Origin of the sequence: Shewanella maritima (assembly GCF_004295345.1) — a bacterium.
Lineage (GTDB): Bacteria > Pseudomonadota > Gammaproteobacteria > Enterobacterales > Shewanellaceae > Shewanella > Shewanella maritima.
On record NZ_CP036200.1, the window covers coordinates 1,956,423 to 1,977,813 of the forward strand.

General features: G+C 42.6%; 17 protein-coding genes. 7 read left to right on the top strand and 10 right to left on the bottom strand.

All coding sequences use genetic code 11. From position 1 onward, the window contains the following. Window positions 1–28 precede the first annotated feature (28 nt). Together EXU30_RS08345 and EXU30_RS08350 are read right to left on the bottom strand one after the other, a co-directional pair. Window positions 29–328, bottom strand: a complete 300-nt coding sequence (locus EXU30_RS08345) for a hypothetical protein (RefSeq protein ID WP_130599083.1) — start codon at window positions 326–328, stop codon at window positions 29–31. Between the two features lie 255 nt (window positions 329–583). Next, the gene (locus tag EXU30_RS08350; protein ID WP_130599085.1) at window positions 584–1,111 is read right to left on the bottom strand and encodes a hypothetical protein; all 528 of its coding nucleotides are present in this window, start codon (window positions 1,109–1,111) and stop codon (window positions 584–586) included. Window positions 1,112–1,346: 235 nt separating this feature from the next. Here EXU30_RS08350 and EXU30_RS08355 point away from each other — a divergent pair, with 235 nt between their 5' ends. The 4 genes from EXU30_RS08355 to EXU30_RS08370 all read left to right on the top strand — a co-directional run bounded on the left by EXU30_RS08355 (window position 1,347) and on the right by EXU30_RS08370 (window position 7,536). Next, window positions 1,347–1,598 (top strand): DUF2999 family protein, encoded by a 252-nt coding sequence (locus EXU30_RS08355; protein ID WP_130599087.1) that lies wholly within the window; start codon window positions 1,347–1,349, stop codon window positions 1,596–1,598. A 308-nt stretch (window positions 1,599–1,906) separates the two neighbouring features. Next, a complete protein-coding gene (locus tag EXU30_RS08360) occupies window positions 1,907–2,968 on the top strand; it encodes a polysaccharide lyase family 7 protein (RefSeq protein WP_130599089.1) in 1,062 nt (353 codons plus the stop codon). 719 nt (window positions 2,969–3,687) lie between these two features. Continuing rightward, window positions 3,688–5,346 (top strand): ammonia-forming cytochrome c nitrite reductase subunit c552, encoded by a 1,659-nt coding sequence (locus EXU30_RS08365; protein WP_242620363.1) that lies wholly within the window; start codon window positions 3,688–3,690, stop codon window positions 5,344–5,346. 372 nt (window positions 5,347–5,718) lie between these two features. Continuing rightward, window positions 5,719–7,536 carry a mechanosensitive ion channel family protein gene (locus EXU30_RS08370; protein WP_165398993.1) on the top strand — a complete coding sequence of 606 codons (1,818 nt, stop codon included), beginning with the start codon at window positions 5,719–5,721 and terminating at the stop codon, window positions 7,534–7,536. A gap of 80 nt (window positions 7,537–7,616) precedes the next feature. Here the strand turns inward: EXU30_RS08370 and EXU30_RS08375 are convergent, their stop codons facing one another. The 6 genes from EXU30_RS08375 to hmpA form a co-directional block, all read right to left on the bottom strand. Further along, window positions 7,617–8,309 (bottom strand): oligogalacturonate-specific porin KdgM family protein, encoded by a 693-nt coding sequence (locus EXU30_RS08375; RefSeq protein WP_242620364.1) that lies wholly within the window; start codon window positions 8,307–8,309, stop codon window positions 7,617–7,619. A gap of 372 nt (window positions 8,310–8,681) precedes the next feature. After that, window positions 8,682–9,335, bottom strand: coding sequence for a GDYXXLXY domain-containing protein (locus EXU30_RS08380; protein WP_207234108.1), 654 nt, complete (start codon window positions 9,333–9,335; stop codon window positions 8,682–8,684). Further along, on the bottom strand, window positions 9,328–10,452 hold the full coding sequence (locus EXU30_RS08385; protein ID WP_130599095.1) for a DUF4401 domain-containing protein: 1,125 nt from the start codon (window positions 10,450–10,452) through the stop codon (window positions 9,328–9,330). The genes EXU30_RS08380 and EXU30_RS08385 overlap by 8 nt, the downstream gene beginning before the upstream one ends. Further along, complete coding sequence (locus tag EXU30_RS08390; RefSeq protein WP_130599097.1) at window positions 10,449–11,585, bottom strand: DUF2157 domain-containing protein; 1,137 nt, start codon at window positions 11,583–11,585, stop codon at window positions 10,449–10,451. Before EXU30_RS08390 ends, EXU30_RS08385 begins: the two co-directional genes overlap by 4 nt. Before the next feature lie 384 nt (window positions 11,586–11,969). Beyond that, a complete protein-coding gene (locus tag EXU30_RS08395) occupies window positions 11,970–13,727 on the bottom strand; it encodes a sensor domain-containing diguanylate cyclase (protein WP_130599099.1) in 1,758 nt (585 codons plus the stop codon). Between the two features lie 379 nt (window positions 13,728–14,106). Beyond that, on the bottom strand, window positions 14,107–15,300 hold the full coding sequence (hmpA, locus tag EXU30_RS08400; protein ID WP_130599101.1) for an NO-inducible flavohemoprotein: 1,194 nt from the start codon (window positions 15,298–15,300) through the stop codon (window positions 14,107–14,109). 328 nt (window positions 15,301–15,628) lie between these two features. Between hmpA and EXU30_RS08405 the strand changes: the two genes are divergently transcribed. Both EXU30_RS08405 and EXU30_RS08410 read left to right on the top strand, forming a co-directional pair. Then, window positions 15,629–16,849, top strand: coding sequence for a conjugal transfer protein TraF (locus EXU30_RS08405; protein ID WP_130599103.1), 1,221 nt, complete (start codon window positions 15,629–15,631; stop codon window positions 16,847–16,849). 247 nt (window positions 16,850–17,096) lie between these two features. After that, window positions 17,097–17,657: an excalibur calcium-binding domain-containing protein gene (locus EXU30_RS08410; RefSeq protein WP_130599105.1), complete on the top strand. Its 561-nt coding sequence runs from the start codon at window positions 17,097–17,099 to the stop codon at window positions 17,655–17,657. 69 nt (window positions 17,658–17,726) lie between these two features. Here EXU30_RS08410 and EXU30_RS08415 read toward each other — a convergent pair whose 3' ends face one another. Both EXU30_RS08415 and EXU30_RS08420 read right to left on the bottom strand, forming a co-directional pair. Next, window positions 17,727–18,416 carry a zinc metallopeptidase gene (locus EXU30_RS08415; RefSeq protein WP_130599107.1) on the bottom strand — a complete coding sequence of 230 codons (690 nt, stop codon included), beginning with the start codon at window positions 18,414–18,416 and terminating at the stop codon, window positions 17,727–17,729. Between the two features lie 252 nt (window positions 18,417–18,668). Further along, window positions 18,669–19,760, bottom strand: a complete 1,092-nt coding sequence (locus tag EXU30_RS08420) for a hypothetical protein (protein ID WP_130599109.1) — start codon at window positions 19,758–19,760, stop codon at window positions 18,669–18,671. A gap of 259 nt (window positions 19,761–20,019) precedes the next feature. Between EXU30_RS08420 and EXU30_RS08425 the strand changes: the two genes are divergently transcribed. Next, complete coding sequence (locus EXU30_RS08425) at window positions 20,020–21,021, top strand: nuclease-related domain-containing protein (protein ID WP_130599111.1); 1,002 nt, start codon at window positions 20,020–20,022, stop codon at window positions 21,019–21,021. Window positions 21,022–21,391: the final 370 nt, after the last annotated feature.

A 21,391-nucleotide genomic window follows, 5' to 3' on the forward strand; every position in this document is an offset into this window, starting at 1 on the left:
AGAGTATTTGGCTAAGCCAATAGTTGAACTATCTGCGGATGTTATGAATAGCGTCGTTATCAATCATCGCCTGCAACTGTTTTAACGACTGCTCTGTTTGCTGTTGTTCTTGAGCTAATGTATCAAGTGGCGGCTTACTTACATGCGGTATTCGCTGCTGCTTTTTGAGGTAACGGTTGTGTTTAGTCTGCTTGTTCTTGCGGCTTTGCGCTTTCGATTTCTGGCTTGAATGAATCAGAATCAGGCCAAAGCAGATTATGATAAGTCCCATCAGCAAGTTAACAGAGATAGCTAACACAATACCGAAAAATATAAGTAATGCAGCCATAGCATCTCCCATTAACAATTAGTACTCTCTGTGACTTAAGAGCAGCATGAACAAAAACAAACAGATAATCTGTTTATCCCGCCCATCCTAGGGAGTTAAAAATCACTACGCATTTTCACATTTCTTAGTAAAAAATAGTGATGATTATTTTTTACAGCGATAAAAAATCCAGATAAAACCAAATAAACTACACCACAACGAATGAACAACAATCGCAACACAAAGGTCTAATTAATCAGAGTGTTGCAAAAAAAGCTAGATCAACTCCCTAACTTGATTGAGTGCATCAACAGCAAAACCCTGATCATAAAAATAAATAACTTCACCTTGCTCGTTGAGTAACACTACCCGCGCGTTATTAGGACTTTGGTTACCCGTTAACGCCTGCACCAAGGCACCGTCTTGATAAATCGTGACTACGCCTTTCCATAATGGCTTAGGGATACCTGCGCGCATACCGTTATCAATCATGGTGCTGAACATACGCGGAAACATGCCCTGAATTGTAGGTAACTCGTACACATCAACACGAGTTTGGGTCATGTCCAGACCTATCAACCAACGGTCAATATCGAACTGGCTATCTTGCTTATATCCGATCAGTAGTAACGTTTTTTTACCCAGCACATCGTCAGGAAACACCATTTCCTGTTGTTCTAAACTGGTACCGCTCACTTTTGGAAAAACCTGCCCAGTAATATCCTGATTAGGATATTGAGTCGCGCAGCCAGTTAACACTGATGAAGCTAACACTAAAATAAATGTAATGAGAATACGCTGCATAGAAACTCCCTTTCGAATAACTCTTAAAAGTGAAAATAATTAATGATTTATAGACCCACTACGTTACGAGTATCAGATTAGTTTAAGTGATTAAGTAAAAAGTAAACACATGGCTCACAACCACGGATAACAGTGCAAGTAGTCGCAACTAAATATACTCACCCTACCGCACTCTCAAAAACCAAGTATTAATGATAAAATAGCCACAACAACGCAAACTAGATTAGGTAACACGATGAACCCAATTATTGCCCTGCTTAAAGAGCACAACATTAGTGATGAGAAGATTAACGAGGTATTTCAGGCATTAACTGAGAACCCTATGATGGCGATGAGCATTATTGGCCAACTTGGTATTGCACCTGAAAAGCTACAACAGCTAATGGCGATGGTGATGCAAAACCCAGCACTGATTAAAGAAGCCACTGAAGACTTAGGTTTAGACTTTGCTAAAGTGCAGGAAGCACAAAGCAAACTAAATCAATAGAAGCTAGACCAATAAATAATCAGCTAGCGCTAGACGTTGAAGCTAAACATTGCCGGTAACCGACGTTTACGCCTCAGCACATAGCAATACCAATCTAAAAGCCAGCATCTCGCTGGCTTTTTCGTATCTGCAACACGCCAAATGAACTCAAATTGAGCTAGAAAGTTGCTAATTGCTCGCCTCATCGACTAGGAGATCAAATTACTATCGGGCTAATTCTTAATCTCGATCACAATATTGTAATACAATAGTATTGTAGTATTCTGAGCAGTTTAAGAGACTTGAATAAGATCTTTGGGGAAACCAATATGAAAAAAATCTACCTAAGCCTATTAGCAGCAAGCGTTATCGCAGGTTGCTCATCTACCGCACCTGCGCCACAAGTAAAGCATGAGTTTAACTACGACTACTCAAAGTACAATCTAGACCCAACTAAAGCCCCTGCGCAAAACTTTGATCTATCTAACTGGAAAATCACCTTACCAGAAATGACCACTGAAGGTTCTCGCAAAGGTAAAGCGTTAGAGATCAACAAGCATGAGCTTAGCAATCAGCAAACGCCTTATATTCACCCAGAGTGGTTCTACACGGATAGCAAAACTGGTGCACTGGTATTCGTATCTCCAAACCAGGCTCCAACAACCAAAAACAGTAAAAATACTCGCTCAGAACTGCGCGCCATGCTTGCCGAGCAATACAATGACCCAAAAAACAACTTCGTAATCAAATCGCATCCTCAAGCCAACAGCTACGGCGCGATTGGTGGCCAGTTAAAAGCAACACTGTCTGTAGACCAGGTGAGCACCAGTGGGGAATACCGTAAAAACAACGCCTTTGCGGTAGTCATTGGTCAAATCCATGGTTCAGACAACGAGCCATTAAAAATCTCTTACCGTAAACTGCCAGGTCATGAGTTTGGCTCATTATCTTGGAACTACGAACTAAACCCAGTGCCAGACCTGCAGGATGCTCGTGATAGCAACGGCAAAAAGCTACGTAAAGATATTCGCCACAATGTATTTGGTAAGTACAACCTACGTGAGCACCACGACGATCCAAAAGACGGTATTCGTTTAGGCGAAATCTTCTCTTACGAAGTCAATGTTAAAGACAACATCATGCACCTAACTTTCACTAAGAACCCAGGTGAGAAAAATGAAATCGTTAAGACCTTTGAAGTTGACCTAGCCGAAGGTAACTACAAAGGCCATGAAGTTGACCAGGGCTATGGCGACGACTGGATGTACTACAAAGCCGGTGTTTACAATCAATGTAATACCAAAGCGAGCAGCTCAAACTGTGAGTGGCGTGGTATGGAAGCAGGCGACTATGCTAAAGCTAGCTTCTACGAGTTAGAACTCAATCAATAACACCTAATTACTGGCTGGGTAACTAAACCAGCAGTCGCTAAATAATAACACCTAATTACTGGCTGGGTAACTAAACCAGCAGTCGCTAAATAATAACGTAAAGCCCATCGCTAATAGCCATAATAGTGCCATTGACGATGGGCTTTTTATTTATCTCGCTATATTTCTTTACGTATTTATTCCTATATTACTTTAAAACACCTTTAACTATATGAGCGAACCCTAATTTAGCTAACGAATCTTTTAAAATAATAATTAATAAATATTCAGCTAAAAAATATAATTACCCCAAACTTAAAACAAAGTTAAAAACACTAAAACTAAATATCTAAAAATCATCCCAATTAACCCCCAGATAAATTTTAAGATAAAATTAATCATTGACAAAACAAGCCATATGCATAAGTAAATTTGGTTATAGATCACAAAACAAAATAGCAAGCTTATTACAAACAAACACTTACCCACGCACGCCCTATATAAAATCAAACCCTAAACAACTAAACCATTGTTTAAAAACAAATTATTTAGTGAAAAATCAACTAACGATTTATTTAGACCAAGCTCACATAACATGCCAATTAAAAGCCTGTTTAAGAAACAAGCATGTTACTTATATGTTTGCCGGCAAAACAAAACTTAACAATAAGCCAATATTTACTTTTACTGAATGTGAATAAAGATGATGAATATTCACTTGAAAAAAGTAATTAGGAGTGATGATGAAACTACAAAAACTCGCAATTGCTGTAGCAGTGATGACCGCACTTAGTGCTTGTGGCAGCAGTGATGACGATCCAATCACTTGTAAGGATGGGGAAATACTAAATCCTGACACAAACGTCTGTGAACCTGAACCTGAGCCAGAACCAGTCGACTACTACAACAGTGACAACTGGAAGGAAGCCTTCCCTGAGCAACATGAGTCTTGGGCGAAAACTGCAGAAAATAACCCTGAATCTGGCAAGCCAACCGACTTACTTGAAGCCAACCCTAACCTAGTTGCGGCTTGGGCTGGTTACGGTTTTGCCAAAGATTACAACCGCGCTCGTGGCCACCACTTCGCCCTTACAGACATTATCACCACACTGCGCACTGGTGCGCCTATGGTGGGTATGGACGGAGAAATTGTTGGTGAAACAATGGCAGCTAGCTGCTGGTCTTGTAAAACCACTGATGTAGCACGCTTGTATGAAGAAAAGGGTGAAGGCAAATTCTCTAACAACGGCTGGTCTGTTTGGGGCGATGAAATGGGCAACACCATTGGTTGTTCAGATTGTCACGACCACGGTAAGAGCGATTTACGTTTAAGCCGCCCTTACACAGATCGTGCAATGACCATTATCGACAAAACCTTTGCGGCGCAAAGTCACGATATGCAATCTAGCCAGACTTGTGCTCAATGCCACGTTGAGTATTACTTTGACGGCACAGATGAGAAGAAAGTGCGCTACCCATGGGACTTCTGGGTACCAGGTGTTGAAACCGACTACGCTGACAAAGTTGCCTACCAAGGTACCGATGACTTGTATAAAGGCTTTGCAGCTGAGGCTCAGCTAGCTTACTTTGACGACAAAGGCTTTAAAGATTGGACCAACGCTATCTCAGGCGCGCCTATGTTAAAAGCACAGCACCCTGAATTCGAAAACTTACTTGACCGCACCAAGGAAACACACCCAAGCCCAAGTAATCACCTCGAATTCAGCTGTAACACTTGTCACATGCCGAAATCTACCAATGCAGAGGGTGAAGAGTACTCTAACCATCAGGTGAATTTCTCAATGGCTAAGTTGCCAAGCGACTGTACAGGTTGTCACACTGAAGGCGGTATATTCGACATCAACAAAATTGTTGAAGAACGCAAAGCTGAAATTGACGCGCTACGTTTTGGTGAAAACGGTACTGACTTACGTCTAACTGAAGTTCACTTTAAAGCACAAGCGATTTGGGCAGCCAACAATATTGAAGGTTTAGATGCTGGCAAATCAATTGGCGAAGCTAAAGCTAACTATGAAGCTGCATTAGCTGCAGGCAATGAGCTAGCAACTGACATGAATAGCCTGTTAGTTAAAGTGCGTAACGCACAATGGTTCTGGGACAGCGCAACCGCTTCACATGGTATTGCAGCGCATAACCCTGCCGAAGCTAAGCGTCTACTGACTAAAGCTAACACTGTCTTAGATGCCGCAATCGCTGAAGCAGACACCTTACTAACTAAGTATGGTTCTAGCTACACGTTTGATAAGACCATGTACGATTCTAAAGCTAAACTGCAACCACTTGCAGGACTAAACTTAGATCAAATGAATGCAGACAAAGAAACATTCATTAAAGAACGTGTTGAAAAAGAGTGGCCTGCAAAATTAGAAAGCTACTAATTATTGACGGCTTTTATGGCTAGCTTAGTAAGTGCAAATGAATGTTCCCAACCTCAAAGCACAAACTAAAAGCAGCTAGCTATCAAGACTAGTCAATAAGCTAGAATGCTTACGCTCGATGCCAGTCAGAGATATTACCTTTGACTGGCATTTTTGCTTATAAACTGAGGCGTTCAATCGCTTAGAACAAGGCTCAAATAGCAGTGAGATAATTATCCCACGTTCAAAATAGCTAACATACATATAAACCACTTTTACCAATAAGAATTAAGGAGTAAACATGCTCATATGCTCGTACTGATTAGTATAAGCTCGCAGTTATTGCCATTATTGCGTAAAATTTGCTCCGCATACGTTATTAATGGATTGATTATGAGCAGCAAACGGTTAGCCCACGTACTCCTACTAAGTTTCACTTTTATTGCCTGTTTAACTCAGCCAGGCTATGCCTCAGACATAAACCTCAAAAAAGTTTCTGATGCAGAAAAGCGCAGTGAAGAAATCGCTGAAAGTCAGTTATCTTTAGGTTTAACAAAGCCTGGAGAAACGCCTCTTTCTACCATGATAGCGATAACTGAAGCTGCCGAGGTAGGAGACTGGCAAACGGCAGCCGAGTATGCAGACCTGCGCTTTTTGCCTAAATCAATGAGCGCGGAAAAAGGCCCAGAATATATGCGTAAGCTGGGTATTCTGTGGAGCAAACAACAGATCCTAGACCTCTCGCAAATTAGCGACTCACCAACAGGTCATGCCAACGACAAACTGCCAAGTTATCGCGACTTAATCGGTACCTTAGAAACTCAGCAAGGGCCAGTACCCGTGTACTTGCAACATGTACCTGATGGTAAATCAGGTAAGGTTTGGAAGATCTCCAACGCCACAATAGCCAAAATACCTGAGCTGTGGAGCGAGTTTGGCTACCACCCTTACGCTGAAAAACTTTCGCTAATGTTGCCCGAGTTTTACCTGATGCATATGGAGAACTGGCAAGTCATCGTATTCTTCAGTGCTTTATTCTTAGGCTGGTTTGCTAGTGGGTTGGTGAGCTACTTGGCTAAGCGAATTGCCCAGCGCTTTGAGCAAAAAATATCGGGATTAATGCAGTTTTGTGGTCGTAGTTTACGTTGGTTTATTTACCTCTCATTCTTGCAACACTTAGCTCTATCATTGGGACTATCGGTTCGAGCTAGGGTATGGTTCGACAACAGCACCTTACTCTATATCGCTAACACCATACTGGCACTCGGTATCATTGAGCTTTACTGCAACTACAAATCTAAACAGCTGCATGCTCAAGACAAAGGCTACAGCGTTGCTTTGCTCAGACCACTGGTTGCGATTATCAAAATTATCGTGGTCATCATTATCTCGCTTATGTGGTTGCAAAGCTCAGGCTATAACATGGCAACCGTATTAACCGGCTTGGGTGTAGGTAGTTTAGCCATTGCGTTAGCGGCGCAAAAACCACTAGAAAACATCTTTGGCGCGCTCACCTTGTACGCAGCGAAACCGATTAAACCCGGCGACTTTTGCCGCTTTGACAAAACGCTCGGCGTGGTTGAAGAAATCGGTCTGCGCTCAACCCGCATCCGTAAGCTAGACCGCACTGTGGTACACATTCCCAATTCAATTTTTTCCTCAAAAGAGCTAGAAAACTTTTCGGTAATTGACCGTCGCCGTTACAAACACGACTTGCGTATTAGTCTCAATACCAGCAAGCAGCAATTACAATTGTTACTGATGGAGCTGCGCAAACTATTGCTGTCACACCCAAGAGTGCTAGCAGAGGCCCAAAGAGCTAGGTTTATTGGGATTGAGCGCGACGCGTTTGTGGTTAACGTCAACGCCTATATTGATACCGGTGACATCAACGAGTACTTTGCCATCGCAGAGGACTTGAATTTTCATATCCTAAGTATGCTTAATCAACTCGATGTGCACATTGCACCAATAGGACAAAATGTGGTGTTGCAACGTGCCGATAGCGCTAACCTTGAAGTTCAACGTCAAGCAGAGCAGCTAGTACAAGAAATGATTGAAGACAATCAACTCCCCTTCCCCAATTACACAGAAGAAGAGCGCAATGCATTTAAAGGCTCAATAGAGTATCCACCTACAGGTAGCATTACTAAGCCAAAGGATGTGGTGCGTTTTTCAAAAGAAGATGAAGAAACCGAAATACGCAGCTAGACCAATATTGCTGCGGTTACGGCAAATCTACAATGCACAGCTTACAAATTGTTTGTTGTGCATTGTAGGTTTAATCGGTACTAAAACTGGTACTTGATACCAACACGGCTACGAAGCTCGCGTTTGTCGGAGGTAGCGCTAACAGACACATCACCTACCTCAAACCAAGGGCTCCATTTTCCCTGACTGTAACGAACGGTTAGGTTGTTTTCATAATTAGAGCGGCCGTTGTCATACAAATGATAGTTGCCATCTGCAGCGTAATACTGGTTTAACTCTAAAGCATATGCCCAACGATTGTGTTTGTAACCTAGGTTTGCGGTATAACGGTGGCGAAAACGTTTAACGCTTTCATGAGGTTTAACGTCCAAGCGGTAACGAGCGCTAATGGATAAACCATCAACGGATAAGGGTTTGTAGGTTAAGCGTAACTGTGGTTTATAGGTTGCATTGTCGCCACTAAACTCGACCGGCATACCAGGGATAAGCTCCCATTCATCTGCTAGCTTAAACTTATAGCCAGTATCAATTTCAGCGCCAGTAGCCTCTACTCCGTCCATAAAGCCACCAGTTGGGCTTTTAAACTTTAGCTCTAATGACATTGAGAGGTTTTTAGTTGGTGAGCCCCCCATCTTCATGCGGCTAGCATGCTTTTGCGAGTCATTCTTATACTCATGACGGAAATCAACCGAAATAGCCGAAGCATAAAAACTCGCCATACTGACAGGTAAAGCCACCATTAAAGCAATAACTAAAGCTAACGAACGCTGCATACTTGCACCCAATATTGTATATAACAGAGGAGTATTTAATTTGTATTACAATAAGAAAATATTCTCTTTCCAATATACGAGCATGCATTCTGTGATCTAGGCAGTTCAATCTGCTAGTAACACCGCATAGTGCAGACAATTCGTTTACATTAGCACAACACTAAATAAGCAATACATACATAAGTCATCACTTAATAAGCAATAAATCCTCCCTCAAAACCAACAAGTTTGGGTCAGTGTAAAAATAGGCAAAAACAAGCCAATTGAGCAATCAGCTTCAATTTTATGAAATCAGTAAGATATTGAAAAATAGAAAATAATTTAGATAACCGACGAACAAGCTAACTGGCGAGCACAGTAAAACTTAACATTTTACTCTGACCCAACCTCCCTTGCGTTAGGCTCAATGAGTTGCAACTGCTCGTCATACATGGACGTAAGCAAGGGCTCACCTTTGGCGTTGACGCTAAACAAGCCATATTGCGCAGCTTCATATAACTTTGCGTGGCCTTCTTGAAAGAAAAACGCGTTGGTTGCAAACTTCACTCGCCCATCACGAACTCGGTATTGCACTCTTAACTGCTGCGCCTTTAATGGCTGACTAATTTCAGCCATTGATTCAATTGCAGCAAATTGAGCCACACCATGAGTGTCTACATCTACAATCACGTAGCCTTGCTGATTAGCCAGAGATTGCCAAGTTAATGACCGCTGCTCTTGGCCTGACGTTGTGGATTGCTCCTCTAACTCGTCACGGATCTGATTAGCCAGCTCAAAACGCAGCGCCATGTAATCACCCTGCATTAGCGACCTTGGGTCAACAGGAGCTAATTTGAAAAGCACCTTATCTCCCGATATTAAGTGCTGCTCTTTAACGTAGATTTGCCAATTGACTAACCCCAGCATTAACACCAAAGCAGCAAACACCAGCCACCAGTGACGTGCACTTACTCGTTCACAGTGGTGCGCATGGTCAATTTGCCTGTGACTCGTTTGCCTATAGTTAGCCTGTCCATTATCAGTCAATGTTGGACTCCTCCATGTTAGCCCCAATCAGCCCGGAAACTGCGACATAACGAAGCATCCCCCAGCGAACGATAAGTAATAATGCGCCTGTCACCAGCAAGATGCCTGACTTAGCCACTAAACTCACATCTAACCAGTAATAATAGGCACTCATAAAACTCACTAGAGCTAACACTCCCGCACCTATAAGCAAATTATTACTCGCAGACATTCCCAATAACATCACCAAAACGCCGACAATTAAGCCATGAGCCTGCATCGTCAACATCGCGAGTAAGCCTATGATTATTAGTACTGCAGCACGAACGGTGACGGGTATACCTGAGTAGCGACTGAGTATGGTACGTGTAATGAAAAGTGCCACTAGCCCCATCAATAAATCCCCCATCCAGGGCGATGTAAATGCCGCTTCGGAATAACGAAAACTCACCTGCTTGATCCAGTTATACTCAAACGCAAGAAAGCAGGTTTGCAAAACACTGATAAACAGCAAACCATAAGCAACGGCCATACGATGATAACCAGCACTGGATGCCGCAAAAAGCTGGTACCAGCGCGGAAGTGGGCGTTTATACAAGTCAAACTCAGTCAGAATCAAATAACTGGCAAGCGCAAAAAGTAGCGCCTCAGCTAAATATGGCAATCCCCACAGAGACATGGACGCCATTAAACACATCCCGGCCAATGCCGCTGAGCAAAAGCGATGTATCACGTTAGGCATCAGCAAGATCAACCCAAACTGCACAATACTGGCAATGACAAAACACGCCTTAGTATCAAAATGTTCAGCAAAGCCAATCATCAACACAGCTTGCCCAGTGAGGCTCAACGCCAGCGCTAAATGCTCATAAAATTCGTTCCCCTTGCGAGCAAATAACACACCTGCAGCCAAAATAATCCCTGGACCAACGATAAATGGCAGCGCATCTTCTTCAAGTAAGAAGCTCAAACTCAAGAAAATAAACCCAAGCAAGAACAAGGCTGCGAGCCAACCCGCTGCAGCGAGTAACAGTTTTACAAACCAAGGCGAGTCCACATCTTCACAAAGCGTTGGTTTGTCGCCAGTCACCAGGTCAAGAGTGTATAACTGCTGCCACATTTCTGATGCTTGCCTCATTGCTGCCACTCCCGATTTAACTTACGTAACCACACCGCAGAGCTAGCTGCCATTGCAATAATCGACATACCTATAAATAGAAACGCGCCACCGTCCAACCTACTCAATAAGTGATGGACCAAGAAGCTAATAATCACCAGATTGACCGACACCAATGCCAACGCCACCATAAATAAGTCTTGTCGCTTGTAGATGTAGCCCCAATACATTGCCAGTAACCATAAAGGCCAACCAATAAACGACTGCCAACCAAAGTCTTCAAAGTTAACAATGGTTCCAATCATAAGTATGGTTATTGGCACCGCCGCATATATCGCTATCAACCTTGCAGACCATGCGTTTTTCATCCAAAGGCGCGAGCGGCTAAAATACTCCCAGCAAACTATGGCGAGTGTGTTTAACAGCCAAGCATGCCACAAACCATTGAGCTCAGGCGTGCTTAACCAGCCAAAGTCTCCTCTAAAATTCATGTGATAGAGTGACGCTGCAACATTCAACAGTGCTAACCACAGCACCCATAGTGGCGCAAAGCGGCTCACAATAACCCAAGGGGTGACCAACAGCGCCCAGTTAAAGAACAGTTGCCAGGGATCGGCCCCAGTTTGGTAAGTTTGACCAAACAAAGCTAATAGCACGCCCAGTAGTATTGCCGCTACAAATAAAGGGATTTGATTAATGCCTGGCTGTACTATGCCAGCCGCTTGCCCGCCAAGGTTGGCAGATGATTGAGTGGTAGATGAGCCACTATGTGGCTCAGAATTAAAGCGGCGACTTGAGCCTTGTTGATGAATACAATCTTGCTGAGTGCAAGAGTGTTGACGGCTAGAGTTAGCTGCGCGGCTTATTTTTATTTTGTAGAGCGTATAGTAGGCTATTACGCTTAACACCAATAGCACCTCTACCAGTGCAAACTTAGCAAAACGTCCCATTTCTGCCCAATTATAGGCAATAAAAAACAGCACAGAAAAAACGAATGACAGTGCGCCTAGCCAGAGTAAAGTTCGGTCTAAAAACTTCAACCAGTCATGCATTTGTGGGCGAACTTCGGTTGCAACCAACGCCTGCTCGACTTTTTCAGGCGCAATTGCATTGTGCTCTAGCAAGGAAATAACCTGCTGACGATTTGAAGCCATATCGAATCCATTCTCTATCTATGATGCTTTACAAAAGCGTAATACCAATCGGTATAAATAATCAGTCAGAGGTTTCGCAGGAAAAGCTGCTTTAAACAAGGCAGAGATTGCAGCGAGCCAGTTGTTCTAACTTCAAAGCTTCTAACCAATTGATAAGCCATTTTAAACAGTAAGAGTTAACCGGTATGAATGGTCACACACTTTTGCTGATTGGTATTAGCTGCGTTTGCGTTCAAAAACATTGATAACAACATCGATTATCTTTGTTCAAAACCCAACTAATTACAATGTGTTAAACAAAGTTTAATGGATTAATATTGGTATGAGCGACTCATGAGCCAACCGAACTGCTATTCAACATTATTCAGTGATGTCAAACACAACTTAACCCGCTAACTGCACCTGGTTTTTACCACTGGTTTTAGCCTGATATAAGGCATCATCAGCAAGGTTAATCATCACTTCAACACAATCCTGGCTTACGGACTGCCCAGCAAAGATGTGATAACTACTGCCGGCAACACCCAAGCTTGCGCTGATTTGATGCGTTCTAGGCAGTTCGCTACATTTAGTCCGCTCAATCGCCACGCGGATCCGCTCAGCGTGGAACTGTGCTTGCTCCTGCGAGGTGTTTGGCAACAGCACAATAAACTCTTCGCCGCCCCACCTAGCTATCACATCACTGCCACGACATGCTTGCTTGATTGAGTTAGCTACTGCCTGCAACACTTTGTCACCAACATGATGACCATACTGATCATTAATGCGCTTAAACAAATCGATGTCGATTAGTACCACCGACATATCAAGTTGCTCACGCTCAATACTCGCCAACACCGGCTTGATTTGGGTATGAAAACCACGGCGATTATTAAGCTGAGTAAGAGGGTCTGTACGGGCGAACTTTTCTGCCACCAGCTTATCAATTTGCGCCTTACGAAATTGCCCGGCGAGAATCGATGCCAGCAAGATGGCCTCCACCGCCATGCCGACTTCAATCGCTTTAAAGGTATAGTCATTGTATGGCACCAGAATGCCAGCGACTGCGAGGGTCGAAACCGTAATACAAATCGCTGCAGTGACCGAAGACAATATAAACGTCATCGCAAATGGCTTTTTGGCATAGAGCGCTCTCACCCCCATAGCAATGAATAGCAGCACAAAACAGGTGTTAAGGAAAAACGCCAACACCATAGAGAAAAACAGCTGGCTAAATACAAAGCCAATCAACATCCCTAATGGAATATACAAGGTGGTGCGCAGTACAAACTTATCAAGCTTTGGCGCATATTCTTTGGTTTGTAGCAAGGCGCGAGCAAAGTGCAAACCCGCTACGCTGTAGGTGATCATCAAAAAGATATCGAGCCAATCTTGAAAATACGGCCCAAAGTCATAGGTAATAATGGTGTGTAATTGCCCAGTGTAGGACAAGCTATTAGTAACAAAACCGAGTAAATATAGACCGTACAAGCCATATTCTTTACGGCGAATGAAGAAGTACAGCACCAGGTTATAAAGTGCTAAGGCAATCATAATGCCGTAAAGCGCGCCGTACTGGTAACCACTGTTAATATCACGGTTAATAGCATTTTCAACCGAGCTAAACTGCAGTGGAATTGCCATAGGTCCAAGGGTTTCTACCCGCATGATCACCTGAGTGACGCCCGGCGGATACACATACTCAAATGCGTAGTAGCGATACGCCATAGGCCTTTTCTCAAAAGCATAGCCATCACCACCAGCGACATACTTAACCACTTCGCCATCGCGTATAAGCCAAGTATCAATATAATCTAGCCAAGGGGTTTCTGCAGATAAACGGTATAGCTGGCCAAGATCGGAAGTATTACGGATCTCAAAGGTCATCCACACTGGGTCAACATTAATTCCTAGTGAAATCGAGTTACTGTTACCTTGCGTCAGCTCATCACTAGCAAACCTCAATCTGGCTTGCTCAAGCGAGATAATCCCATCTCGCTCGCGAAAATACTGAGTGTGTTTACCCAGGCTTCCCTGACTAAAGCTTGGAATAACAACTGTTTCTGCATTGGCAAACGGTAAGATACTGGCGCACAACAGCAACATCACTAGCAAAATTTGCCAGCTATGAACTGAGTGAAGCTTGTCCTTACTTGTGGTCACAGTCCGTTATTCCCTTAATGGCCGAATACTCAGTATAAGTGATAAATGTTAATACTTTGATACTAACACCAATTAGGCAGTAAAAACATGCAGTGGCTAAGGCTTAGCGGCTAGTTTCCTATATCGATAATGTAAGCAACTGTGAGCTTAAGCTTACACCTGTGCATGACTAAACAAACAAGCCTATGGGATTGGTGCAACCTAAAGGTATATGTGCCACATCTGGGCGCAAAGCGGATAAATCCTAACGGAAGGACAAATGAAATCTGAACTGGCACACAGTAAAACACAGACAACAAAAAAGCCCCAATATGCTATTGATTGTATTGGGGCTTTATTGATGCGTTAGTTATGAATTTACAAGCAAAGTTTGTAGTGATTACAAACTTGCGTGAGGACCAAATACCTCATAGTGCATTTGCGACTCAGCCACATTTAGTGCTAATAACTGCTGCTTAACCGCTGACATAAAGCCAATTGGACCACAGAAGTAATACTTGGCATTTGGTTGAATATGCTTCGCTACCTTATCTAACTCAACTGTGCCGCTAAAGTCATAATGCTCTACCTGTTTGTCATCAGCTAATGGCTCACGATACCAAACATAGCTACTAAGCTTGTCGTGCTCAGCAGTTTTATCATTAATCGCTGCAGCAAATGCGTGTTGCTCACCATCTTCACAAGCATGTACCCAGGTGATCTCACCATTATGTTGTTTAGCAAGCAGTTGGTTAAGCATGCTTTTCATTGGTGTTTGCCCTACACCAGCAGAAAGCAGCACCACAGGCGTGTCGGCGTCAGCATCTAATACAAAATCACCAGCAGGTGCAATCACATCAATTTCATCGCCTTCGTGATAGTGCTCGTGCAATAGGTTAGAAACTTTACCGCCTTGCTCAGCCTTAACGCTAATGCGGTAAGTGCTGCCATTTGGCGCATCTGACAGCGAATACTGGCGAATTTCAGTGTTCTCTAGCTGCTCATGCCCAAGCGACAAACTCAGGAATTGACCCGGCACAAAATCCACGACAGCTTCACCATCGACAGGAGCAAGCACAAATGAAGTAATCACTGAAGACTCAACTTGTTTAGCTTTAATCACAAAACGGCGCGTACCTTGCCAGCCACCTTGTTTATCAGCAGTTTGCTTATAAAGCTCAGCTTCACGATTAATAAAGATGTCAGCTAAAAGGCCATACGCCTTACCCCAAGCGCTTAATACTTCTTCAGTTACCGCTTCCCCACCAAGCTCTTGCAAGGTTGCAAGCAAGTGACCACCAACAATGGCGTATTGCTCTGGCTTAATTAAAAAACCTGTGTGCTTATGGGCAATTTTCTCAACTGCGCCAGCAAGCGCACCTAGGTTATCAATGTTCTTTGCATACGCAGCAACAGCATTAAACAGCGCCACAGGCTGACCACCACTGTGCTGATGCGATAGGTTAAATACATCTTTTAGTTCAGGGTTATGTTCAAACATACGCTGATAAAAATGCTTAGTCAGTGCTGGGCCTGCAGCTTCAAGAAGGGGAATCGTGCTCTTTACAACGTCTTTAGTATGCTGATCTAACATAAACAACCTCTAATATGTATTTAATATGCATGTTTCGAACTGGATACTAAACATGTATTTGATTTAGATCAATAGAATTCCAAATAATTATTAATCTAAACAGAACGATAGCCTAAATAAACAACAATAAAGATAAGTTAACTGGCCAGGTTTAATGTTCACCTGACTACTTCATATGGTTGTTCAACAAATTAAACACCGCACCTTAACAAATTAACCACATCAAGCTTGACTGTTCAGCAGATTTTGGCTGTCATACTTCAGTGCAATTTTTCATTGGGCAGCTCTATTTTTATCCGTTGTATCTCATTAATTTTAAGGAGTAATTATGACTACTTACACGGAACGTAACCGCAAATCTCTCAAGCTAAAACTTCTCCCACTTGGAGCCGTTGCATCAGCGATTATTTCAACATCAACAATGGCTCATCAGTTTGACGCGCGCTCATATGCAATGGGTGGCGTAGGAGCAAGCAGTGCTGACTACTTAACCGCGCCTTTCCATAACCCAGCCCTTGCTGCTAAATACGAACAAGATGATGACATTGCCCTACTATTTCCTTCTATTGGTGCAGATGCCAATGATCCAACCGATATTATTCAAAATGTAGAGGACTTTTCAGACATCTATGACGAATTCAAGGGCATGAGCAATCCAACTGAAGCGGACGCTCAAAAGGTGATTGACCAGTTAAAATTGGTTCAAGGTGACTATGCTCAGGTTCAAGCTGGTACACATCTCGCGCTGGCGATACCCAATGATTTGGTATCTGTTAACGTATTTGCGCAGGCTTATGCTGACGCACTGGTATTTGCAGATATTACCGATGAAGATCTAGTGCCTGAGAACATTATTAAGCAAGACCTCAGCTCGCAAGCACTGACTATGGGTGTGGTGGTAAGTGAGTTTGGTGTCAGCCTTGCGAAATCGTATAAGCTACCTACTGCAACCATTTATTATGGTGTATCACCTAAGTATCAAAACGTTAAAACCATTAACTACATCAGTGATATTGAAAACTACAAGTTTGATGATTGGGACGATGACCGCTATCAATCTGACGACAATAACTTCAATGTTGATTTAGGCATTGCCTATCAGCACAACGCTGGCTTTGGTGTCGCGCTTGCAGCAAAGAACGTGATTAAAAATAGCTACAACACGCAAATCATCAAAGGCGTTCAAGGTCAGTATGAAGTCTCGCCAACTTATACTCTAAGCGGTAACTATCAAAACCATTTACTCACTGCGGCTATTGATATTCAATTGAATGAGTCTGAAGGTTATAAGGGCATCACTGGCACCAGCAACGCCTATGATGCAGAAGCCGATAACCGCCAATTTGCCGCATTAGGTGTCGAGTTCTTCCCTGAGAGCTGGTTTAAGCTGCGCGCAGGTTATCAAACCGATTTAACCAACAACACTGACGACAGCATCACCGCAGGTCTTGGTTTCTCGCCATTTGATGTATTCCATTTTGATCTATCAGCTCGCTACGCCGACAGCAAAGACATGGGTGCAGCACTACAAACTAGGTTTACTTTTTAAAACACTAAAACGTACAACTAGCTAAAATGAATAAGCCCTCAAAGCGTTAATATTGAGGGCTTTTAATTAATAGAAGCGTTAACTTTTACTTTTAGCTGTTATGTAGATAAAGCCATACGTATTCTCAACTAAATTAAATCTTGATGTGTATAAATCGCTGTATGTAATTTTTAAATTGAAGATTGAATTTTCTCGTTGAAATTCAAGGTGTAGAATAACAAATCAACTTCGCTAAAAGGCTTATTTTGTGGAACAAGGAAAGTTAGTCCGTTGGAATGAAGAAAAAGGTTTTGGCTTCATCAAACCTACAACTAGTGCAAATAAAAAAGATGTGTTTATTCACATATCCATACTCAAGCACATGGCCAGAAAACCTGTAGTGGGTGACCAAATCAACTATTTTTCAGAGACTCAAAGCGATGGAAAATTAAAAGCGGTAAAGGCTAATATCGAGGGCGTAGCGGTTGTCGCTACCCATCAACCCAATCGCAGTCGCAGTAGACGGGGTAATAGAAAATCGTCTAGCGGTTTGCTCATCCCTACGTTAGTAATATTAATCCTTGGCATTTTTGGTTTTCAGAAATATAAACAAGTGACCGCAACACCAATGCCAACTGACAAAAATATTGAACAAATGCCGTTTAAACCAGTTCAAAACTTCCGCTGCGAGGCTGGTAAAACCCACTGTAGCCACATGCGTTCATGCGAAGAGGCGATTTTCTATATCAAAAACTGCCCTGATACAAAAATGGATGGCGACAACGATGGCGTCCCATGTGAGAAGCAATGGTGTAACTCATGGTGGTAGAGTAATTAACTTTACTCTGACCCAACCTACTCTGCCCCGACCTAAATTGCAGCTCTTTGACAATTTCCATTAACGGCGAAGCACTGCAATCCAGCGGCCAAGATTGAGCAGGCTTGCCAGTGAGCCAGCCACATAGGTGAGTGCCGCAGCCTTGAGAATCTTCTCTGCATGCTTTAGGTCACCGTCATGTAGGTAGTTGCCCTCTTGTAGCATTGGAAGCGCCTTGCCATAACTGGCATCAAACTCCACAGGCAAGGTCACCAGATGCACAATGGTGCTTAAACCCATCGACAGCACGCCAATTAAGATGGTCAACATGCCAGCTTGCGGTATACGGGTGAGCAGTATGACCAATGGCGATGCCAACATCATTACGCTGGCAATACGCTCACCAACCATCGCGGCGCCAGCGAGCTTCTGCCGAGCTAGAAATAGCGACTCGCCGCGAGAATCTTGCACAGCATGCCCCACCTCATGAGCGGCGACAGTAATAGCGGTCAGGGAGTAACCAGAATAATTATCTGGCGACAGGCGAACAGCCTTAGCGGCTGGGTCATAATGATCGCCGCCGTTAGTCTCTTCAACCCTAACGTCTTTCAGCCCAAAACGATCTAGAAGATGACGCGCAAGCTCACCGCCGTTACCTTTACCACGATAACGATCTGTCGGCTGATGATACTTGCTCATCACGTGGTTAACCCACCAACCAGGCAAGAATACACAGCAAGCAATAACGAGAATTAGAATTATCCAAAGCATGAAAGTCAGTATGCCATAAAGTGGGTTTAACTCTCACGGCATTTGTCTAGTGTAGTGATTGGAGCGTAGATGGGTGTGTTTGCGAGATAGAGTAGTTGGCGAAGATTAAGAGTTTACTCTGATCCATACAAACAACTGGATCTGATGAATTTAGGCAGAGCCAAGAACTAAACCCCAGTTCCAGGAAGTACTGGGGTTACATGTTAACGATTAAACGCAGTCAACCGCATTAATATGAATAATCTGAGATGCTTATTTAGTATCGCAATTTCTTACTTTGGATACTAAAGCCCAGTATTTGCTAAGACCAACTGAATTCAGCTCTAAGACTTTTAACTCACAGTTAGCAGGAACAGACTCTATAGCCGCAGGAATTGAATAACTAGGAAATCTTGGCTTATCAACTCTAAGGGACTTCTGCTCTGTAACCTTAACAACTTTATCCACTAATTCAGATATTTTTGGGGAGCCATTAATTGCAGAAATCTTATGGAAACCACTTAACAGGCTGGTTTCATTTGGATAATGACCGATATATAACCAACCTGCAGCACTTTCATCAAGTTCAGCTTTTTCGGGCAATCTGTACCCTAAAACGCTCGGTTTTAGAACAACATCTTTATCTGAATAAAGTAAAAGTTGAATTTTTTGTACGCCATCGAATGCTGTGGATAAGGTTTCTGGACTCAAGTCTTTGGTTAAACCGGGAAAAACCATCTCCGTCACCTTGCCATTAATACCAATTCGTTCAAAAGAGACCGTCCCCCTAGATTCACTTGTCTGCGCAGCTATTGCGATACTTGGTAAATCAGTAAGGTCTATACCGGCAGAAGTATTGTAAATCTTCGCTACAATGCTTACGCCAACACCTATTTTGTATAACGCTTCATCACCTTCGACTTGTTCATTTGAAGTGCTTTTTAGCTCAGGCTCTCTCATCCAGGTAAACTTAGACCAATTCATTGAGACTTCATAAGAGTCCCCTTTAGCGCTGACTGTGCTTGTTGCAACTTTGGTTTCTAAGCCTGATTCAATCTTTCTAATGACGATATCAGAGTTGCTATTGGTTAATAAGCTCAAATAGCAAGTTGAAGGGTTATCATACTTTTGATTGTTAACAGTGACAGGGTTCTGAGTCGTTGCTGTTTCACACTTCTCAAAGTTGTCATAAAGCTCTTTCGCACTTGCTCGCCCTCCCCAGGCCGAATCTAAGTGCATTGGAGTCGGATTGACAATAAACCAACTCGTAGAGCCGCCTACTAGATCTTTCGGATCAGTCCTTGGTTCTTCATTTGTCGTTGTACAACCAGTAACTATTACGAGTAACAAAACTATCCATTTCATCTTGATAAGTCCCTTTATCTCATTCATTCTGAAATACAATTTATACAACACCCTGTTCTCTATCAAAATCACTTTAATTAAAGCCAATTGATATTCAAACTAAAGTCTTATTGCTCTAAGGAAGGTTACTTGTGTCCAAATTCTAAGCCCCAACCTTGTTATAAGCGCAACTGGTCTGGCAAACAGAACTTTACCTAAGCCATTGATTATGTTTAGATGAAACTGCTTTTTTATCATACTGAATGGATGCTGTTGATAAATGATCCTCAAAACTAAATCTTCACAAACGGCTACCTCTGCAATGGCGATAGCTGGTCAGAAACAAGAACATCAAGTCGCTTTCTACCTACGCCGCGCCTTCAAAGACAACCCCGAAATATTGGTCATCAATGATTTTAAGTTCACATTTAATGACGAAACCGCACAAATCGATCATCTAATTATTTACCCCTATGGTTTTGTACTCGTTGAATCTAAAAGCATCAAAGGCAATGTAAAAGTAAACAAGCACGGGGAATGGACAAGAAGCTTCAATCAAAAGTGGTCTGGAATACCATCACCAATCAAGCAGGTAGAACTACAACAAGATTTGTTGCACTCACTACTTGATCATCACCGCCTTGAAGTTTTAGGGAAATTCCTAGGAATTAAACAAGGATTTGGCGGACGCTGCTGGGATCACCTATGCGTAGTTTCAAGCGATGCGATTATCGACAGAGACACCATGCCAAAAGCGGTATCCAGCAAATTGGTTAAGTCTGAGTTCTTAGTCGACAAACTCAAAAAGTTAATGAAGATTAGAAACAAGCTTCTCCGCAAAGTGAATGTTTACGACACTCGACCTTACTTTAACCAACAAGAACTCGACTCAATTAGCCACTTTCTTATTGAACAAGATATCAGCCAACAAGAGTCCCCAGCTAGCAATGACAAAACTGCGGATGAATACATGGCAATACCAAGCACACCACAACAAGTACAAGTCCCCACAGCGGTGTTTCAGCACACAATAGGTACAGAAGCCGGTAAACGTAACACTTTGCAAGTCACCTGCAAACATTGCGGAGAATCAAGTAATTATATCCCTATGTATGGCAAGTTTGGCTATTACATCAAATGCAATGAGTGCACTAAAAACACGCCGATGAAACAAGCTTGTCCACAGTGCCAAAGCAAGAATACAAAAGTGAAGAAACACAAAGATACTTACACGCTAAATTGCTCAGAATGTCTCTATGAACAACGGATGATTAGTCGTTAGGTAAAGTGTATTCTTACAACTTATTTACTGCTATTTTTTCTCATTTTAAAAGGCTAGATTATGTTCAATGAGCTTTTTCACATACCTAATTCTGTAACAATAATTATTTTGTTTTTAATTCCTCTTAGCGCATACGCTTATGTAAACTCAGAGCCTAATGCTTGATAAGCCTCCCATTTTCAACTTATTCTTTACAAGAAAAAGTTTACTCTAACCCCACTTATCTAATAGCCAAGTTAAAAACGAATGGATGCGACTGATAGATGATTGTTAACACTAAAACCCTTAATCACCAGCAGACACAAGCAGCTGAAATAACACAAATCAAATCCGGCCAAAAACCGCAACAAGAAATCGCCTTCTTTTATTC